This window comes from Acinetobacter sp. YH12251, assembly GCF_013417465.1.
Classification (GTDB): Bacteria; Pseudomonadota; Gammaproteobacteria; order Pseudomonadales; family Moraxellaceae; genus Acinetobacter; species Acinetobacter amyesii.
Genome location: NZ_VPDZ01000007.1, coordinates 132,061 through 147,748, shown reverse-complemented (window position 1 = coordinate 147,748; position 15,688 = coordinate 132,061). Strand labels below are relative to the sequence as shown.

12 protein-coding genes are annotated in these 15,688 nt (G+C 40.8%); 3 read left to right on the top strand and 9 right to left on the bottom strand.

Annotated features, from left to right (window positions below; all coding sequences use genetic code 11):
* Window positions 1-3 precede the first annotated feature (3 nt).
* The 9 genes from rdgB to FTV27_RS07795 all read right to left on the bottom strand — a co-directional run bounded on the left by rdgB (window position 4) and on the right by FTV27_RS07795 (window position 11,906).
* Entirely contained in the window at window positions 4-627 is a 624-nt protein-coding gene (gene rdgB, locus FTV27_RS07835) for an RdgB/HAM1 family non-canonical purine NTP pyrophosphatase (protein WP_078192870.1), read from the bottom strand.
* Window positions 628-730: 103 nt separating this feature from the next.
* On the bottom strand, window positions 731-1,321 hold the full coding sequence (locus tag FTV27_RS07830) for a tetratricopeptide repeat protein (protein ID WP_078189669.1): 591 nt from the start codon (window positions 1,319-1,321) through the stop codon (window positions 731-733).
* On the bottom strand, window positions 1,318-1,911 hold the full coding sequence (metW, locus tag FTV27_RS07825; RefSeq protein WP_067763682.1) for a methionine biosynthesis protein MetW: 594 nt from the start codon (window positions 1,909-1,911) through the stop codon (window positions 1,318-1,320). The genes FTV27_RS07830 and metW overlap by 4 nt, the downstream gene beginning before the upstream one ends.
* The gene (locus FTV27_RS07820; protein ID WP_078192713.1) at window positions 1,911-3,071 is read right to left on the bottom strand and encodes a homoserine O-acetyltransferase; all 1,161 of its coding nucleotides are present in this window, start codon (window positions 3,069-3,071) and stop codon (window positions 1,911-1,913) included. Before FTV27_RS07820 ends, metW begins: the two co-directional genes overlap by 1 nt.
* A gap of 104 nt (window positions 3,072-3,175) precedes the next feature.
* Window positions 3,176-4,873, bottom strand: coding sequence for a 2-isopropylmalate synthase (gene leuA / locus FTV27_RS07815; protein WP_180021075.1), 1,698 nt, complete (start codon window positions 4,871-4,873; stop codon window positions 3,176-3,178).
* A gap of 263 nt (window positions 4,874-5,136) precedes the next feature.
* Entirely contained in the window at window positions 5,137-6,243 is a 1,107-nt protein-coding gene (locus FTV27_RS07810) for an alpha-hydroxy acid oxidase (protein WP_180077949.1), read from the bottom strand.
* Window positions 6,244-6,276: 33 nt separating this feature from the next.
* On the bottom strand, window positions 6,277-6,960 hold the full coding sequence (locus tag FTV27_RS07805; RefSeq protein WP_180077881.1) for a Fe2+-dependent dioxygenase: 684 nt from the start codon (window positions 6,958-6,960) through the stop codon (window positions 6,277-6,279).
* A gap of 110 nt (window positions 6,961-7,070) precedes the next feature.
* Window positions 7,071-9,395, bottom strand: coding sequence for a TonB-dependent siderophore receptor (locus FTV27_RS07800; protein WP_180077879.1), 2,325 nt, complete (start codon window positions 9,393-9,395; stop codon window positions 7,071-7,073).
* A 300-nt stretch (window positions 9,396-9,695) separates the two neighbouring features.
* Entirely contained in the window at window positions 9,696-11,906 is a 2,211-nt protein-coding gene (locus FTV27_RS07795) for a TonB-dependent receptor domain-containing protein (protein WP_180077877.1), read from the bottom strand.
* 272 nt (window positions 11,907-12,178) lie between these two features.
* Between FTV27_RS07795 and tig the strand changes: the two genes are divergently transcribed.
* The 3 genes from tig to clpX all read left to right on the top strand — a co-directional run bounded on the left by tig (window position 12,179) and on the right by clpX (window position 15,650).
* Entirely contained in the window at window positions 12,179-13,510 is a 1,332-nt protein-coding gene (tig, locus tag FTV27_RS07790) for a trigger factor (RefSeq protein ID WP_078192708.1), read from the top strand.
* 194 nt (window positions 13,511-13,704) lie between these two features.
* Window positions 13,705-14,310: an ATP-dependent Clp endopeptidase proteolytic subunit ClpP gene (gene clpP / locus FTV27_RS07785; RefSeq protein WP_078192707.1), complete on the top strand. Its 606-nt coding sequence runs from the start codon at window positions 13,705-13,707 to the stop codon at window positions 14,308-14,310.
* A 29-nt stretch (window positions 14,311-14,339) separates the two neighbouring features.
* Window positions 14,340-15,650 (top strand): ATP-dependent protease ATP-binding subunit ClpX, encoded by a 1,311-nt coding sequence (clpX, locus tag FTV27_RS07780; RefSeq protein WP_180077875.1) that lies wholly within the window; start codon window positions 14,340-14,342, stop codon window positions 15,648-15,650.
* Window positions 15,651-15,688 lie beyond the last annotated feature (38 nt).

Here is a 15,688-nt window from a genome sequence, read left to right as displayed (position 1 = left end):
AAATTATTTCAAACTTGCTTTAAATAATTTCATCGCCTGACCACGATGGCTGATTTTATTTTTTTCTTCTTTTGATAATTCAGCGCTAGAAACGTTTAGTTCAGGCAGCCAAAACAGTGGGTCATAGCCAAAGCCATTTTCACCACGTGCTGCTTCCATCACTTCACCGCGCCAAATCCCTTGGAAAATTTGTGGGAGTGGGTCTTCTGCATGTTGGACCAAAGCCAAGACACATACAAACATCCCTTCGATGGCTTCACCCTCTTTACGGAGTGGTTTGAGGTCAGCAAGCAACTTGGCATTGTTAGCGGCATCATTGCCATGTTCACCTGCATAGCGCGCAGAGTAAATTCCTGGTGCGCCACCAAGCACAGGTACGCAAATGCCAGAATCATCTGCAATGGCTGGCTTGCCTGAAATTTTCGATGCGTGACGCGCTTTGATAATGGCATTTTCAACAAAGCTTAGACCGTCTTCGATGGCATCTTCAATGTTTAATTGACCTTGTGGAATCACTTCAACAGGAAGATTAAGCTCGGCAAACATTTTTTCAAATTCTGCAATTTTGCCTTTGTTATTACTTGCAAGCACCAAAGTGCCTTGAGATAACCAATCAGTTGAAGCCATGTGAATATTCACCATAAAACAAGATTTGAGGCTATTTTAACAAGATGCTGTGGTTGACAGGCAATAAAAAAGCACCCGAAGGCGCTTTTTAAGATTCAAAAACTTATTGCGCTTGAATCCATTTGTCTGCACGGTCACGTGCTTGACGAATTTGGTCTTGGCTTAAGTTGGCTGCCAAAGCAGTTTTCTTACCTTCAGACAAGCTAATCACTTTGTTGTCGAGCATGCCATCACGGGTAGAAAGCTCATACCATTGGTATGCACCCATGTAGTTTTTCTTTTGCTCTTCCATCATGGCTAAGTTAAAGCTTGCGCGGTTATCACCACGGCTGGCTGCTTTTTCGAAATATTGACGAGCAAGCGCTTCATCTTTTTTAGTCCCAATGCCATCTGCAAGCATACGACCTACATTAAGCTGTGCTGCAGATAAACCTTGATCAGCAGCAGCCTTATACCATGCAAAAGCTTGACGTTCATCTTTGGCAACGTCTTTACCTTGTTGATATTTAGTGCCTAAGTAAAACTGAGCACCGGGCTGACCTGCTTTAGCAGCTTTACTTAAGCTGTGAATATCCATAATTGAATATTGAGCAGCTTGGCTAGAAACTGAAGATGATGGAGCAACATAATCCGCATGGGCTTGTATGCTAAAAAGTCCAATCAGTAGCGTCGTGCTTAATAATAATTTTTTCATAGAGCGCTCACTCGATAAATTGCGACTTCACCAAATAGATTTGGGAGACGTTTACTGAGTAAACTGTCTTGTTGATCCCCATTCACGGCAAGTCGGTTAATAATCCGGATGTTATTTTCAGCACACAGCGCTTCAAAATCACGGAAAGTACATAAATGAATATTGGGCGTGTTATACCACATATAGGGTAACGCGTCTGAAACGGGCATCATTCCTTTTAATGCAAGGAAAGAACGAGTCTTCCAATGTGCAAAGTTTGGAAAGGTAATAATAGCCTGTTTCCCCACACGCACCATGTCTCTTAAGAGAACGTCTGGTGCATCTACAGCTTGCAAGGCTTGTGCCATAACCACATAGTCAAAAGACTGGTCGGCAAAGCGACTTAAACCTAAGTTCAAGTCCTGTTGGATGATATTTAACCCGCGACTGACTGCAATTGCAATCTTTTCTTGATCAATTTCTAAGCCATATGCACGAATATTGTGCTTTTTGCTCATATGTGCAAGCAGTTCACCGTCACCACACCCTAAATCGAGTACGCTTGAATCTGGTTTAATCCAACGTTCAGCCAGTTGATGATCAATACGCATTAGTTGGTCTCCTTCGGTGTTTCTTGCAGGTGTTTTACACCGCCTAGGAATGCACGTAAGCTTTTCACATATAACGGAATCGGGAACAAGAAAGAGTCATGGCCTTGTTCAGCATCAATATCCACATAGCTCACAGGCTTATGATTGCTAATTAATGCATCTACAATTTCTTGCGAACGAGCAGGGGCAAAACGCCAGTCCGTTGTAAACGAAACAACTAAAAATTGACACTTGGTTTTAGACATCGCGGTTTTTAATGATTGCTCATATTCACGTGATGGATCGAAATAATCTAAAGCCTTGGTCATGATCAAATAGGTATTGGCATCAAAGTTACGGCTAAATTGCTCACCTTGATAACGCAAATAACTTTCGACTTGGAATTCGACGTCAAAGCCATACATAAATTTACCTGACTTTAAGTCACGGCCAAATTTTTGTTTCATGGCTTCTTCAGAGAGGTAAGTGATATGACCGACCATACGGGCCAAGATCAAACCACGCTTAGGATAACTGTCATTTTCTAAATATCGACCATCATGGAAATCTGGGTCAGACAAAATCGACTGACGTGCCACTTCGTTAAAGGCAATGTTTTGCGCAGACAGTTTTGGTGTGCTGGCAATAATCACGCACTTTTGTAAACGATCTGGATAGTCCACAGACCATTGTAATGCTTGCATACCGCCTAAAGAGCCGCCAATCACCGCATACCACTGCTGAATCTCTAAACGGTCAGACAACATGGCTTGGGTTTTGACCCAGTCACGTACAGTCACTAATGGGAAATCAGGACCATAAGGGCGATTGTCATTTTCAGGGTTTGGAGAGGTCGGTCCAGTAGAACCGCTACAGCCGCCAATATTATTTAGTGCTACGACAAAGAATTTTGACGTATCAATGGCTTTGCCTGGTCCAATACATGCGTCCCACCAACCCGGCTTACGGTCATCTTCATGATGATAACCTGCAGCATGGTGATGGCCTGACAGTGCATGACAAATCAAAATTGCATTGGATTTGTCTGCATTCAGTTCGCCATAAGTTTCAACCATGAGCTCAAAACGAGGGAGTATGCGATCGCATTCGAGCTCTAACGGCTCTTCAAAAATAAACTTTTGTGGGGTAACTAAGCCCACTGAGTCAGCTGGAAAAGACACAGGAATAATTCGCCTTAAATCTTTAGTATGAATAATAAAAGGATACCACTTGAGGGTATCCTTCAAAAGTCATTTTATTGCTATTTGATATTTAAAGCATTGAATTAGACTGCAGCAGCAATCACTTGTTCAGTACTTAAAACACCTTGTTCAATTAAACGGTTAGTGCTGGCAATAATCGCCTCAATAGATGCGGTCACGATATTGTCATGCACACCTGCGCCGAATGCAGACTTACCTGTACCTTTCACTTGAAGTTCAATTAATGCCAAGGCTTTAGCATGTGCGCCTGAACTGATGCTACGTTCTTCATAGTTCAAGACATCAATCGGTAACTGCAAGGCATTTAAGATAGCAGAGATTGGGCCGTTGCCTTCACCACGTAATTGCTGAATCTCACCGTTCACTTCGACATCAAGCTCAATGACTTGTTTGCCATTTTCATCATGTAAGCGGTAGTTTTTCGCAGCATAATGCGTATCTTTGGCAGCAACATAGGTGTCTTTAAATAATGACCAGATTGCTTGCGCAGAAATCTCGGTACCGTCTTCATCTGTTTTTTGCTGTACGATTTGCGAGAATTCAATTTGAATACGGCGAGGCAACACCACGTTGTAATTTGATTCTAACAAGTACGCAATACCGCCTTTACCAGACTGTGAGTTGACACGAATCACGGCATCATAGTCGCGGCCCAAATCTTTCGGGTCGATTGGCAAATAAGGCATATCCCACATTTCTTCGTTCTTTTGGAACTCGAAACCTTTTTTAATGGCATCTTGGTGTGAACCAGAGAACGCGGTGAAGACCAAATCACCAGCATACGGATGACGAGGGTGTACCGGCAAGCCTGTGCATTCTTCAATGATTGAAATGATTTCATTAATGTTTGAGAAATCTAAGTTTGGCGCAACACCTTGGGTATACATGTTCAATGCAATCGCTGCAACGTCCACGTTACCTGTACGTTCACCATTACCAAACACACAACCTTCGACGCGGTCAGCACCAGCCATGATCGCCAACTCAGAAGCGGCAATACCACAGCCACGGTCGTTATGACAGTGTACAGAAATGATCACACCGTCACGGCGCTCAATATTACGGTGCATCCATTCCACTTGGTCGGCATAGACGTTTGGACCTGAAACTTCAACCGTTGCAGGCAAGTTTAAAATCACTTTGTTCTCTGGAGATGCTTCCCAAATTTCAGTGACCGCATCACAGACATCTTTAGCAACTTCTAATTCTGTTGCAGTAAAACACTCTGGACTGTATTGGAATACAAATTCAGTTTCAGGCTGTTTTGCAGCGTATTCTTTGACTTTCGTTGCGGCATTAATCGCTAATTGTTTTGCACCAGCAACATCAACATTCAACACTTTATTGCGGAAGGTTGGAGAGTTTGAGTTGTAGATATGCACGATGGCACGTTTTGCACCTTGTAAAGATTCAAATGTACGTTGAATCAAATGATCACGTGCTTGAACCAAAACTTCGATGTACACATCATCAGGAATATGACCGCCTTCGATCAACAAACGCGTGAAATCAAAGTCGATTTGTGATGCAGAAGGGAAGCCGATTTCAATGTGTTTGAAACCAATTTTCACAAGCATTTGGAACATTTTAAACTTTTGTTCAATGTTCATTGGCTCGAAGATCGCTTGGTTACCGTCACGAAGGTCGGTACTCATCCAGATCGGCGCTTTATTGATTTCGTTATTTGGCCATTGACGGTCTGGTAAGTCTACACGTTGGTACATGCGACGGTATTTTTTGCTTGGATCTGCCAACATCATGTGAAAACTCCTTATAGCACCGTGGATAAATGTCGTGGATAAACGGCAAGGTACTACTTATATAGATTGTGTCTATTCTAGCAATTTACAAGTTTAATATCGGAGTCTTTAGTCGAAAGTCGAAATAAATCTGTAAAGATTCACATGACTTAGCTTTACCGTAAGCTCGTAAATGTATAACTAAATATTAGTCCATATATTCCGGAAATAATTTCCTATTTTTGCGTCAAGATGCCATTACTGGAAAATATTTTTCTATAAAATTAGCTTTTTTGAAAAATATAATCTTTATTGATCTCATCGACGGTGGCTGTTCCCATCAATGCCATCGTAATCTCAAATTCTTCTTTCAGTATTTTGAGTACATGGGCAACGCCTAAAGCCCCCGCAGTCGCTAAACCATAAATGCAAGGACGTCCAACTAATACGGCAGATGCACCCAAGGCTATCGCTTTAAACACATCTGAACCTCGACGAATACCACCATCATATAAAACTGGAAAATCCGTAGGCACAACTTTTTTAATCAGTTCTAAAGCGGTGAGAGGGGAAATGCAACCATCCAGTACTCGACCACCATGATTCGACACAATAATGCCTTGTACACCGTGTTGCAGGGCAAGTTCAGCATCATGTGGACTGACAATGCCCTTTAAAATAATCGGTAATGATGTGTTCTGACTGAGCCAAAGGATATCGGCCCATGTCGGTGCGATTTTCATCAGACCGTTAAATACGGGATGGTCGCCATCATTGAGCTCAGGCAATGGGATATGTGCAGGGGTATGCGGATGTTGCATGCCTTCAGGCAAATGAAAAAACACTCGACGTTCACGGTCACGAATCCCTGTATGCGGGGAATCAATGGTTACTACAATTGCTGTATAAGCATGTTCTTCTGCCATCTTGACCAGTGATAATGACTTTTCGCGCTCACCTTGCCAATACAATTGGAACCATTTGTACGGATTGTCCTGCTTTAACTCACGCATATCTGTATTGGTAAATGTACTGAGGATCATATTGCTGCCAAGGACTTCGGCAGCGAGGGCTGTTGCAGCTTCAGCATCAGGATGAAATTGTTGTTGATGACCAATGGGCGCTACAAAAATTGGATGCGGGAAACGTTGCCCTAAGATTTCGATTTGAGTATGACCTTGGGTTAGATCTTTCAGCATACGTGGTAGCAGTTGTATCTGTTTAAACTGAGACAAATTGCCACGTACACTGTGTTCATCCATAGAACCACCTTGAAGATATTGCCACACCATATGAGAAAGGTGCAGTTCAGCCTGTTTTTCGTAATCTGCAATGGTTTGTAAATGAGCTGGAATCTGAGTGAGTGGCGCTAAAATGTTGTGATCAGTCATTGTCAGTTTGTCCATGTCTATTGACCTTAAGCTTTAAATTTCGGCCCATTTGCGGATAAGGTTGTGATACAGACTAGTCAACTTGACGACTTCACTATGTGCATCACCCAATTGCATACGCAAATTTTGAATGCTTTGATCGAGATTAAATAACATGTGACGCTCAGCATCTTCACGGATCATGCTTTGCAACCAAAAAAATGACGCAATACGACAGCCTGCAGTCACAGGAGTAACTTCATGCACACTGGTAGATGGATACAAAATCAAATCTCCGGCAGGCAATTTCACTTCGTGGTAGCCATAGGTGTCTTCTACCACAAGTTCACCGCCTTCATATTCTTCGGGTTCACTTAGAAAAATCGTGCAGGACAAATCGGTACGAATTTTTTGATTGCTGTCGGGCATCCAGCGAATGGCATTGTCGACATGGAAACCAAACGTTTCACCATTTTCATAGCGGTTAAAATAGGGCGGCAAAATATTGAGGGGTAGGGCTGCCGATGTAAAAAGCGTGTGTTGTGACAATTCATGCAGAATAATGTCACCTAAATGCTGTGTTAATGGATGGTCTATATCTAGCTGTTGGTTATTTTTAACATTTTTAGACAGTGAGCCCGTAGTTTTTTGACCATTAATCCATTCTACTTTTTGCATTTCTGTGCGGAAGTAGTTGACCTGTTCTTTACTCAATACATTTGGAATATGGTGAATCACGGTCTGACCTTTTGAAATGTAATGTTTGTGTTTCGATCATATACAAAAATAGCCTCGAAGCGAGGCTATTTGAGTCAATACCATAAATTATTTATGGTATTTATTTCTTCTTAGTATTTAAAGTTAACAGATAGAACTGCGCTGCGGCCTTCTGCTTCAGTGGCATAGTGAGATGTGTAGGCTTTAGTGAAATAACGTTTGTCAGAAAGGTTGTTTACGTTAAGTTGTAAATCAACATTTTTGTTGACATTATAACGCGCCATGGCATCGTAGCGTACGTAGCTTGGAACCCATTTCGTATTGGTAGCATTACCAAATACTTTATCCATGTAGGTAGCGCCACCACCAATTGTGAACTGTGGAAGGACTTGGTAAGTTGTCCAAAGTGTTGCTGAGTTTTTCGCAACGTTTTGAACTTGGTTACCATTGCTTGGATTTGCAACATAGTCGTCACCGACTTTCGTGAAACCACCGTCAACTAATTCGCTGTCTAAGTAGGTATAACCTGCCATTACAGCCCATTTATCAGTTACATTACCAGTAACACCAAGTTCGATACCATCAACACGTGTTTCACCAATGTTGCTTGTAGTACCCTCTGTTGTTGTTGCACGTGTATTGGTTTTTTCTGTACGGAAAATTGCAGCAGTTAAATTTAAACGGTCGTTTAATACATCCCATTTCGTTCCTAACTCGTAAGTTTTAACCTCTTCAGGTTTAAGATTTTCGATTGCTGCAGTAATACCTTCTGAGCCATCCCCACCATCAACACCGACTGGATTTGAGGATGTCGCATAGCTTGCATAGATGCTGCTATTTTCAGTTGGTTTAAACGTTAAACCAGCTTGCCAGTTAATAAAGTCTTTTTCATTTTTGATTGATACTTTATCGCCAGCTTGAGCTTTAGCAGGATTTGAGGTCACATTGCTGTTGAGCGCACCATAAGTCATCGTTTGCTCTGTTGAGTAATCATCCCAACGTACACCCAAATCTAAGATCCATTGTGGGTGTAATTCAATGCTATCAAGGAAATATACTGAAGTATTTTTAGTTTCGATATTATAAAGATCTGCGCCAGCAGTACTTAAAGAGCCTGTCCAATTACCACGGTCAGGGTTTTGCACTGATGTACACCAACCATTTGCGATCGAATCTGCCGGACAAGATTGATGTGCAGAGCCGGTCGAATTTTTACCATCAATAATATATTGAGTACGATCCGTTTCTTGATCTGAATATTCAGCACCTAAGTTAAAACGGTGTTTTAAAAAGCCAGTGTTGAACTTACCTGCTAAAGAAAGTTGATCGGTAAAGCCATCTGTATCCGCAATTCGTGAATTTGCACGTGCCCATACATTTCCCGTTAATTGACCGGTTGATTTATCAAAAAAATTACCTTTTGAGTCATCAGGGTTCGTCCAAAGGTAATCATTTTTAGATTTGCTATAAACTGCAGTATTGGTCAATGTCAAATCGTCAGTTAAGTCATGTTCTAGCTTGATAGTACCAATGTGATTTTCTTGTTTTTGGAAATCACGATCTTTCCAGCCGTAATACATACCTTGTTTTACATCTATTGGCTTACCGTTACCGTTTAATGGGCGGTAGTCCATTTCACCAGTTTTAGGTGCGCCAAATGGATTGTTATATGGCACACCAGAATCAGGTGTATCATCCGATTTTAGATAGTAATAGCCAACAGTTGCACGAGTAGGTGTGTCTAAGCCGAAAGTAATACTAGGGGCAATACCAGCACGTTTGTATTCAGCACCATCAGCTTGACCAGCTTTCTCATTCATGTGGCCCATAACGGCAACACGTGCAGCAATCCCATTGCCAAAATCTTTGTTGCCATCAAGCGTCACACGTGCATAAGCATCTGTTCCACCAGCAACTGAACCTTCTAAAAAGTCACCTTTTTTCGCAACTTTCGAAATCATGTTGATACTGCCGCCAGAAGTACCTGCACCACCCATAGCAGAAGCTGAACCTTTGGTAACTTCTACTTGCTCTACAGCAAACATCTCACGGTTTTGAGAAGTTGAGTTACGTACACCGTCAACATACATTGAGCTTTCAGAGTTATAACCACGAATAAATGGACGGTCGCCATTTGGATTGCCACCTTCACCAGCACCGAGGGTAATTCCAGGTACTGTACGTAAAGCATCACTTAAAGTTGTGACTTGCGTGTCTTCAATCAGTTGCTTAGAAATCACTGATACTGATTTTGGTGTATCAAGAAGGGGAGCAACAAATTTAGCATTCGTAGATTTATCAACTTTTAAGCTTGGTGCTTTTTCAGCAGCAACTTCTTGGTTAATCGTTGGAAGTTGAGTAACTTGCTCTTGTGCGATTGCATTAACAGCAATAACAGAAAGTGAAGAAGCAATTGCTGAAGAAACAATTTTCTTACGTGTTTTAATGAAGGCCATTTCGAACCCGTTTTGGAATAGTGAATTTGTATGCGAATAATAATGATTCTTATTTTTTCTTACATCTTTGTGTAATTGTAAATCACGATAAATAATCATATTGTGATAGTCCTATTTAATGTAATGATATAACAAGTATTAATTAAGACTATGTTTTATTTAAATATTGATAAAATGTATTGTTTTTTTATGTTTAATTGAGATTATAAATATAGACATGATTGTGAATTAAATAAGAAGTAATCGTAAATTATTTATGCAAAAAAACCTGCCGAAGCAGGTTTTTTATTATGCGGTTATTTAGAATTTAAAGGTTGTACTTAATTGTACACGGCGGCCTTCCTGAGTATTGCTATAACGGTTGTAATAGCTATCTGCGACTTTCTCGTAATCGTTAAAGTTTTTATCAAATATATTGTACAGAGCAACACCTATATCCCAGTTTGGCGTTACATTAAAGTTTGAACCGACGTGTAATAATGCGTATTCCTTGTAGTCACCTAGGGCGTCATAAACCTGTTGATTCGCTACAGTTAGATTGTCATAGGTTGAGGTGAAACGTGCACGTTCACTTCGATACTCACCACGCGCCCATAAATTCACAAAGTCAGCAGCTTGCCATTTAAGTGAAGCATTGACCATATGTTCTGGTGTGTCATTAAGTACAGGATTACCTAAACTACTATCTTTAATTTCAGTTTCAGTCCAAGTGTAGTTCAGACCAAATTTCCAATTGTCGGCAAATGCCCAGTTTAAACCAGCTTCAATACCATAAACTTCAGCTTCTTCGGCATTCACAGGACGAGTCACATTCCATGAATCTGGTTTGCCACGGTTATAATCCATCACCCACGGCGTTCCCACCGATGCCATGAATGCTTCACAGTCCGCTTTAGACCAATTAATACCCGAAGTTGTTGTGTTATCAGTATTACAGCTAATTTCTTTATTGCCCGTCATAATTTTATCTTCAATTTGGCTAAAGAAAGCTGTTACGTTGAAGTCAAAATTATTATTGGTAGAAAAGTATGTACCAAACTCAAAGTTCTTGCTGGTTTCAGGTTTTAGATTTGGGTTGCCAAAAGTTGGTGTACGACCCTGACCACTGATATTGACCACACCATCAGTTAAACGTTCTAAACGTGGGGCTTTATAACCTTCACTATATCCGCCTTTGAAGGTCCAGTTTTCATTTGCATTCCATACCAAATATGCACGTGGTGTCCAAAAGTCACCAAACGTATCGTGGTCGTCATAACGAAGACCAAGTGTTAATGCAAGATTGTCGTTCAGCGACCAAGTATCTTCGGCGAATAGACCCAATTGCTCAAAAGAAACTTCTTTTTTTACACGTAAACCATCACTGATACTGGCTTCCCACCATTGACCGCCTAGAGTAATACGGTGGTCTTCAAAATGTTGAGTGGTAAATTTAGTATCAAAAATCGTATCTTCACTTTCTAACACACGAGGAGTGATGGCTGTTGACATTCCTTGTGCACGTGCAGGAATTAAACGTCCAACCGTTTCTGTTTGAGTATTGATAATACTTGACTCAAGTTTGCCAATAGCATTATTCCAAGTATGTGCGAGGATCATTTTCTCACGGTTATACTCTTGAGCATCACCATAACCACCGTTTGCGCCAAGCGTCCCTAATTGACCTTTGCTATTGTCATACCATTGTTCAGTTTTTTCATATTCAACTGAAATATCATGGTCGCTGTGCGGTGTCAGGGTTAAGCGAGCACCGATAGTTTCTAGATCTGATTTAGTTGGGCTATTTCCGCCACTAAGTTCAGCACCAGTATCATCGTCATCACTACGTATTAAATCTGATTGATCACGTTCCGCTTTACGTGCACGGATTTGTAAGCCCAATAAATCTTGAATGATTGGCCCTGTTAAAAATGCATCGACAGCGCGTTGGTTACCAAAGTCTGAGTGATTTGGCAGTACTGTCCCTTCTAACGTGACCGAACCAGTCCATTCAGGTGAAACTTTTTTGGTAATGATATTGACTACACCACCAATTGCATCAGAACCATATAAAGTAGAAGCTGGTCCGCGGATGACTTCGATGCGTTGGATAGCCGAAACAGGGGGGATAAAACTATTATTCGACTCACCAAATCCATTAGGGGCAATGTCACCTGTACTATTTTGTCGGCGGCCATCAATTAAAACCAAGGTATATTCGGCGTCCATACCACGAATACGAATATTTAATCCGCCGGTTTTCCCTGCTGTAGGGCTAATATCGACACCTTCTACATCACTTAATGCATCTGCAACGGATGTAATTCGTTTATTTTTTAAGTCTTCAGCCGTAATCACGGTAATTGAAGCAGGAGCATTCTTGATCTTTTGTTCAAAGCCCGCTGCAGAAACAACAATGGTTTCCATCTGTTGAGCTTGAGATTCAGTCGTTTCAGCATGTGCGAAACTCGTAGTAGTTACAATTGCCCCAAATAAAGCAGCGGAAAGAGGGTTGAGATTAAATTTACTCATAAAAGAATACCAAATATGGACAAGATAAATATATGAAAATAAATTAAAAAAATATCATTAAGAATAATAGTGAGAAAGTTTCTCATTTTCAATGGTGAATTAAAAAATAATCAATATTTCTTCGAAAAAAGCTGAAAAATTCTAAAAATAAGAAGGGCATCCATGCCTGAATTTATAGTGTTATAATCCATTTTTGTATATCTTTAATTGTTGTCATATAATGTGGCACTTTTTTTTAAAACTGTTTTAACTAACAAATTATCGAGGAAGCCATGCAAGTAACTTCTGAAGCGGTTTCGGGCGTTGCCCGTCGTTTAAATGTATCTGTACCGACGAGCCGTATTAACGAGCAGTTTGAAGCTCGCTTGAAACGCACTGCCAAAACTGTGAAGATCAACGGCTTCCGTCCAGGTAAAGTACCTGTAAACGTTGTTCGTCGTGAATACGGTGCTGGTATCTATCAAGAAGTTGTAAACGACATCATTCGTGACACAGTATTCGAAGCGATCCAACAAGAAAAAATCAATGCTGTTGGTATGCCAAACATTGAAAAAACTGAAATGAAAGATGATGCTTTAGTTTATGAAGCAACTGTAGAAGTTTATCCAGAAGTTGAAGTTAAGTTCGAAGGTCTAGAAGTTGAACGTAAAACAACTTCAGTTGACGACAAAGACGTTGAGAAGATGATTGAAAATCTTCAAAAACAACGCGCTTCATGGGTTGAAACTAAAGGCATGGCTAAAAAAGACATGCAAGTAACTTTCGACTTTGAAGGTACTGTTGATGGCGAGAAGTTTGAAGGCGGCGCTGCTGAAGACTTTAAACTCGTTCTTGGTTCTGGTCGTATGATCCCTGGCTTCGAAGACGGCATCGTTGGTATGAAGAAAGGCGAAGAGAAAGTTATCGATGTAACTTTCCCTGAAGACTACCAAGCTGAAAACCTTGCTGGTAAAGCTGCTCAATTCAAAATCACTGTTAAGCTTGTTGAAAAACAAAAACTTCCAGAAGTTGATGCTGAATTCTTAAAAATCTTCGGTCTAACTGAAGAAGAAGGCGTTGAAAAACTGAAAGCTGACGTTCGTAAAAACATGGAACGTGAAGTGAAAAATGGTCTTCGTAACCAAGTGAAAGGTGCAACTTTTGATGCGCTTGTAGCTGCAAACGAAGTAGAACTTCCAGAAGCAATGGTTGCTCAAGAAATTGACCGTCAACGTCAACAAATGATCCAACAATTCACTCAACAGTTTGGTGCTCAAGGCGCTAAAGCGTTTGATTCAAGCATGCTTCCAGATGACCTATTCAAAGAGCAAGCTGAAAAATCAGTTAAACTTGGCGTATTAGTCAGCAAAGTATTAGCTGATGCTAAAATTGAAGTTGATGCTGCACGTGTTGATGCTTACATCGAAGACATGGCTTCTTCTTACGAAGATCCTAAAGAAGTAATTGAATACTTCAACAACGATAAACAGCAACGTGCTCAAATCGAAGCTGTTATTCTAGAAGACCAAGTTGTAGATCACATCTTAGCTTCTGCTAAAGTAACTGATACAACTGTGAGCTATGAAGACTTATTGAAAGAGCAACAAGCTCGTCAACAAGGCTAATTTCTAGCTTTCAAAAAAAGGCGCATTAAGCGCCTTTTTTTATCGAAATTTGCCCCCAAATAAGTTGTCCTGATTTCACAATGCTTATGAAAAAAATATCTGTTATTTAATTGGGAATCTTTTGCAATTTCGACAAATATCCCTCATATTGTGAATTATGGGTTGAGTCAGAAAAATTTAGGAATAAATAACGTATGTATGTTCCAACAATTGAAAACGCACTAGTGCCAATGGTGGTAGAACAGTCATCTCGTGGCGAGCGTTCTTTTGATATTTATTCACGCCTTTTGCGTGAACGTGTGATTTTTTTAACCGGTGAAGTTGAAGACAACATGGCAAATTTGATTGTTGCCCAAATGTTGTTCTTAGAAGCAGAAAACCCAGATAAAGATATTCATTTATATATCAACTCACCAGGCGGTTCGGTTACTGCAGGTATGGCGATTTACGATACCATGCAATTTATTAAACCTGATGTTGTGACTTACTGCATGGGGCAAGCAGCATCAATGGGTGCATTCCTGCTTAACGCCGGTGCTAAAGGCAAACGTTACTGTCTTGAAAATGCCCGTGTCATGATTCACCAACCACTCGGTGGTTTCCGAGGTCAGGCATCTGATATTGAAATTCATGCACGTGAAATTCTATTCATCAAAGAACGTTTAAATCGTTTAATGGCAGAGCATAGTGGTCAAGACTACGAAACTGTTGCTCGAGATACTGACCGTGACAATTTTATGACAGCGCAAGCTGCGAAAGAATACGGTCTTGTGGACGAAGTTTTATCTAAACGCCCATAAGTTTTAAAGAATTAATTATTGGAGTGAATATGTCCGAACATCCTCAAGGACAAAAGCATTGTTCATTTTGCGGTAAAACGCAGTCTGAAGTCGGGAAACTGATTGCAGGTGAGGACGCGTACATCTGTAATGAGTGTGTGGACGTATGTCTTGACCTAGTTCAGACCAGTCAGCAAGTTGAATCAAATGACTGGGCAACTCGTCCTTTACCAAAACCGCATGAAATCCGTGCTGCGCTTGACCAATATGTGATTGGGCAAGATGTTGCGAAAAAGACCCTCTCTGTTGCGGTATACAACCATTATAAACGCCTAAAAGTTGGCACTAGTGGTAAAAAACCAGAAGACGGTGTAGAGATTTCGAAAAGTAACATTATGTTGGTTGGACCAACAGGTTCAGGTAAAACGCTGCTTGCTCAGACACTTGCGCGTCTTTTAGATGTGCCATTTGCGATGGCAGATGCAACGACTTTAACTGAAGCAGGTTATGTGGGTGAAGACGTTGAGAACATTGTTCAAAAACTCCTTCAAAAAGCCGATTACGATGTAGAAAAAGCGCAAAAGGGCATTATCTATATCGATGAAATCGACAAAATTACCCGTAAGTCTGAAAATCCATCAATCACTCGTGATGTATCGGGTGAGGGTGTTCAGCAAGCGTTATTGAAAATGATCGAAGGTACGGTTGCGTCGATTCCGCCTCAAGGTGGTCGTAAGCATCCGCAGCAAGAATTTATCCAAATTGATACTTCAAACATCCTGTTTATCTGTGGTGGCGCATTCTCTGGTTTAGAGAAAATCGTACAGCAGCGTCAGGAAAAAGGTGGTATTGGCTTTACAGCTGAAGTGCGTAAGAAAGATGAAACTAAAAAATTATCTGACTTATTCCGCCAAGTTGAAGCGACAGATTTGGTTAAATTTGGTCTGATTCCTGAATTTATTGGTCGTTTACCTGTGATTGCTACCTTGGAAGAACTCGACGAAGAAGCATTGATGCAGATTCTGACAGAACCAAAAAATGCATTGACACGTCAGTACCAATATTTATTTGAAATGGAAAATGTTGACCTTGTATTTGAAGACTCAGCATTACGTGCCGTGGCTAAAAAAGCCCTTGACCGTAATACGGGTGCGCGTGGTCTACGTTCGATTTTAGAAAATTCATTGCTTGAAACGATGTATGAGCTACCAAGTCGTTCAGATGTGGGGACGGTTGTCATCAATGAAGCGGTGATTAATGGTGAAGCGGAACCTGAATTTAAATCAGAACGTCAACCAAAGAAAACTGAAGAAGCTGCACCGAAGTCAGATTTAAAAGTTGTGAACTCTAAATCTGCTTAAGCGCTATTCGTCTGAAACGTGTGTAAATCCAAGATTTG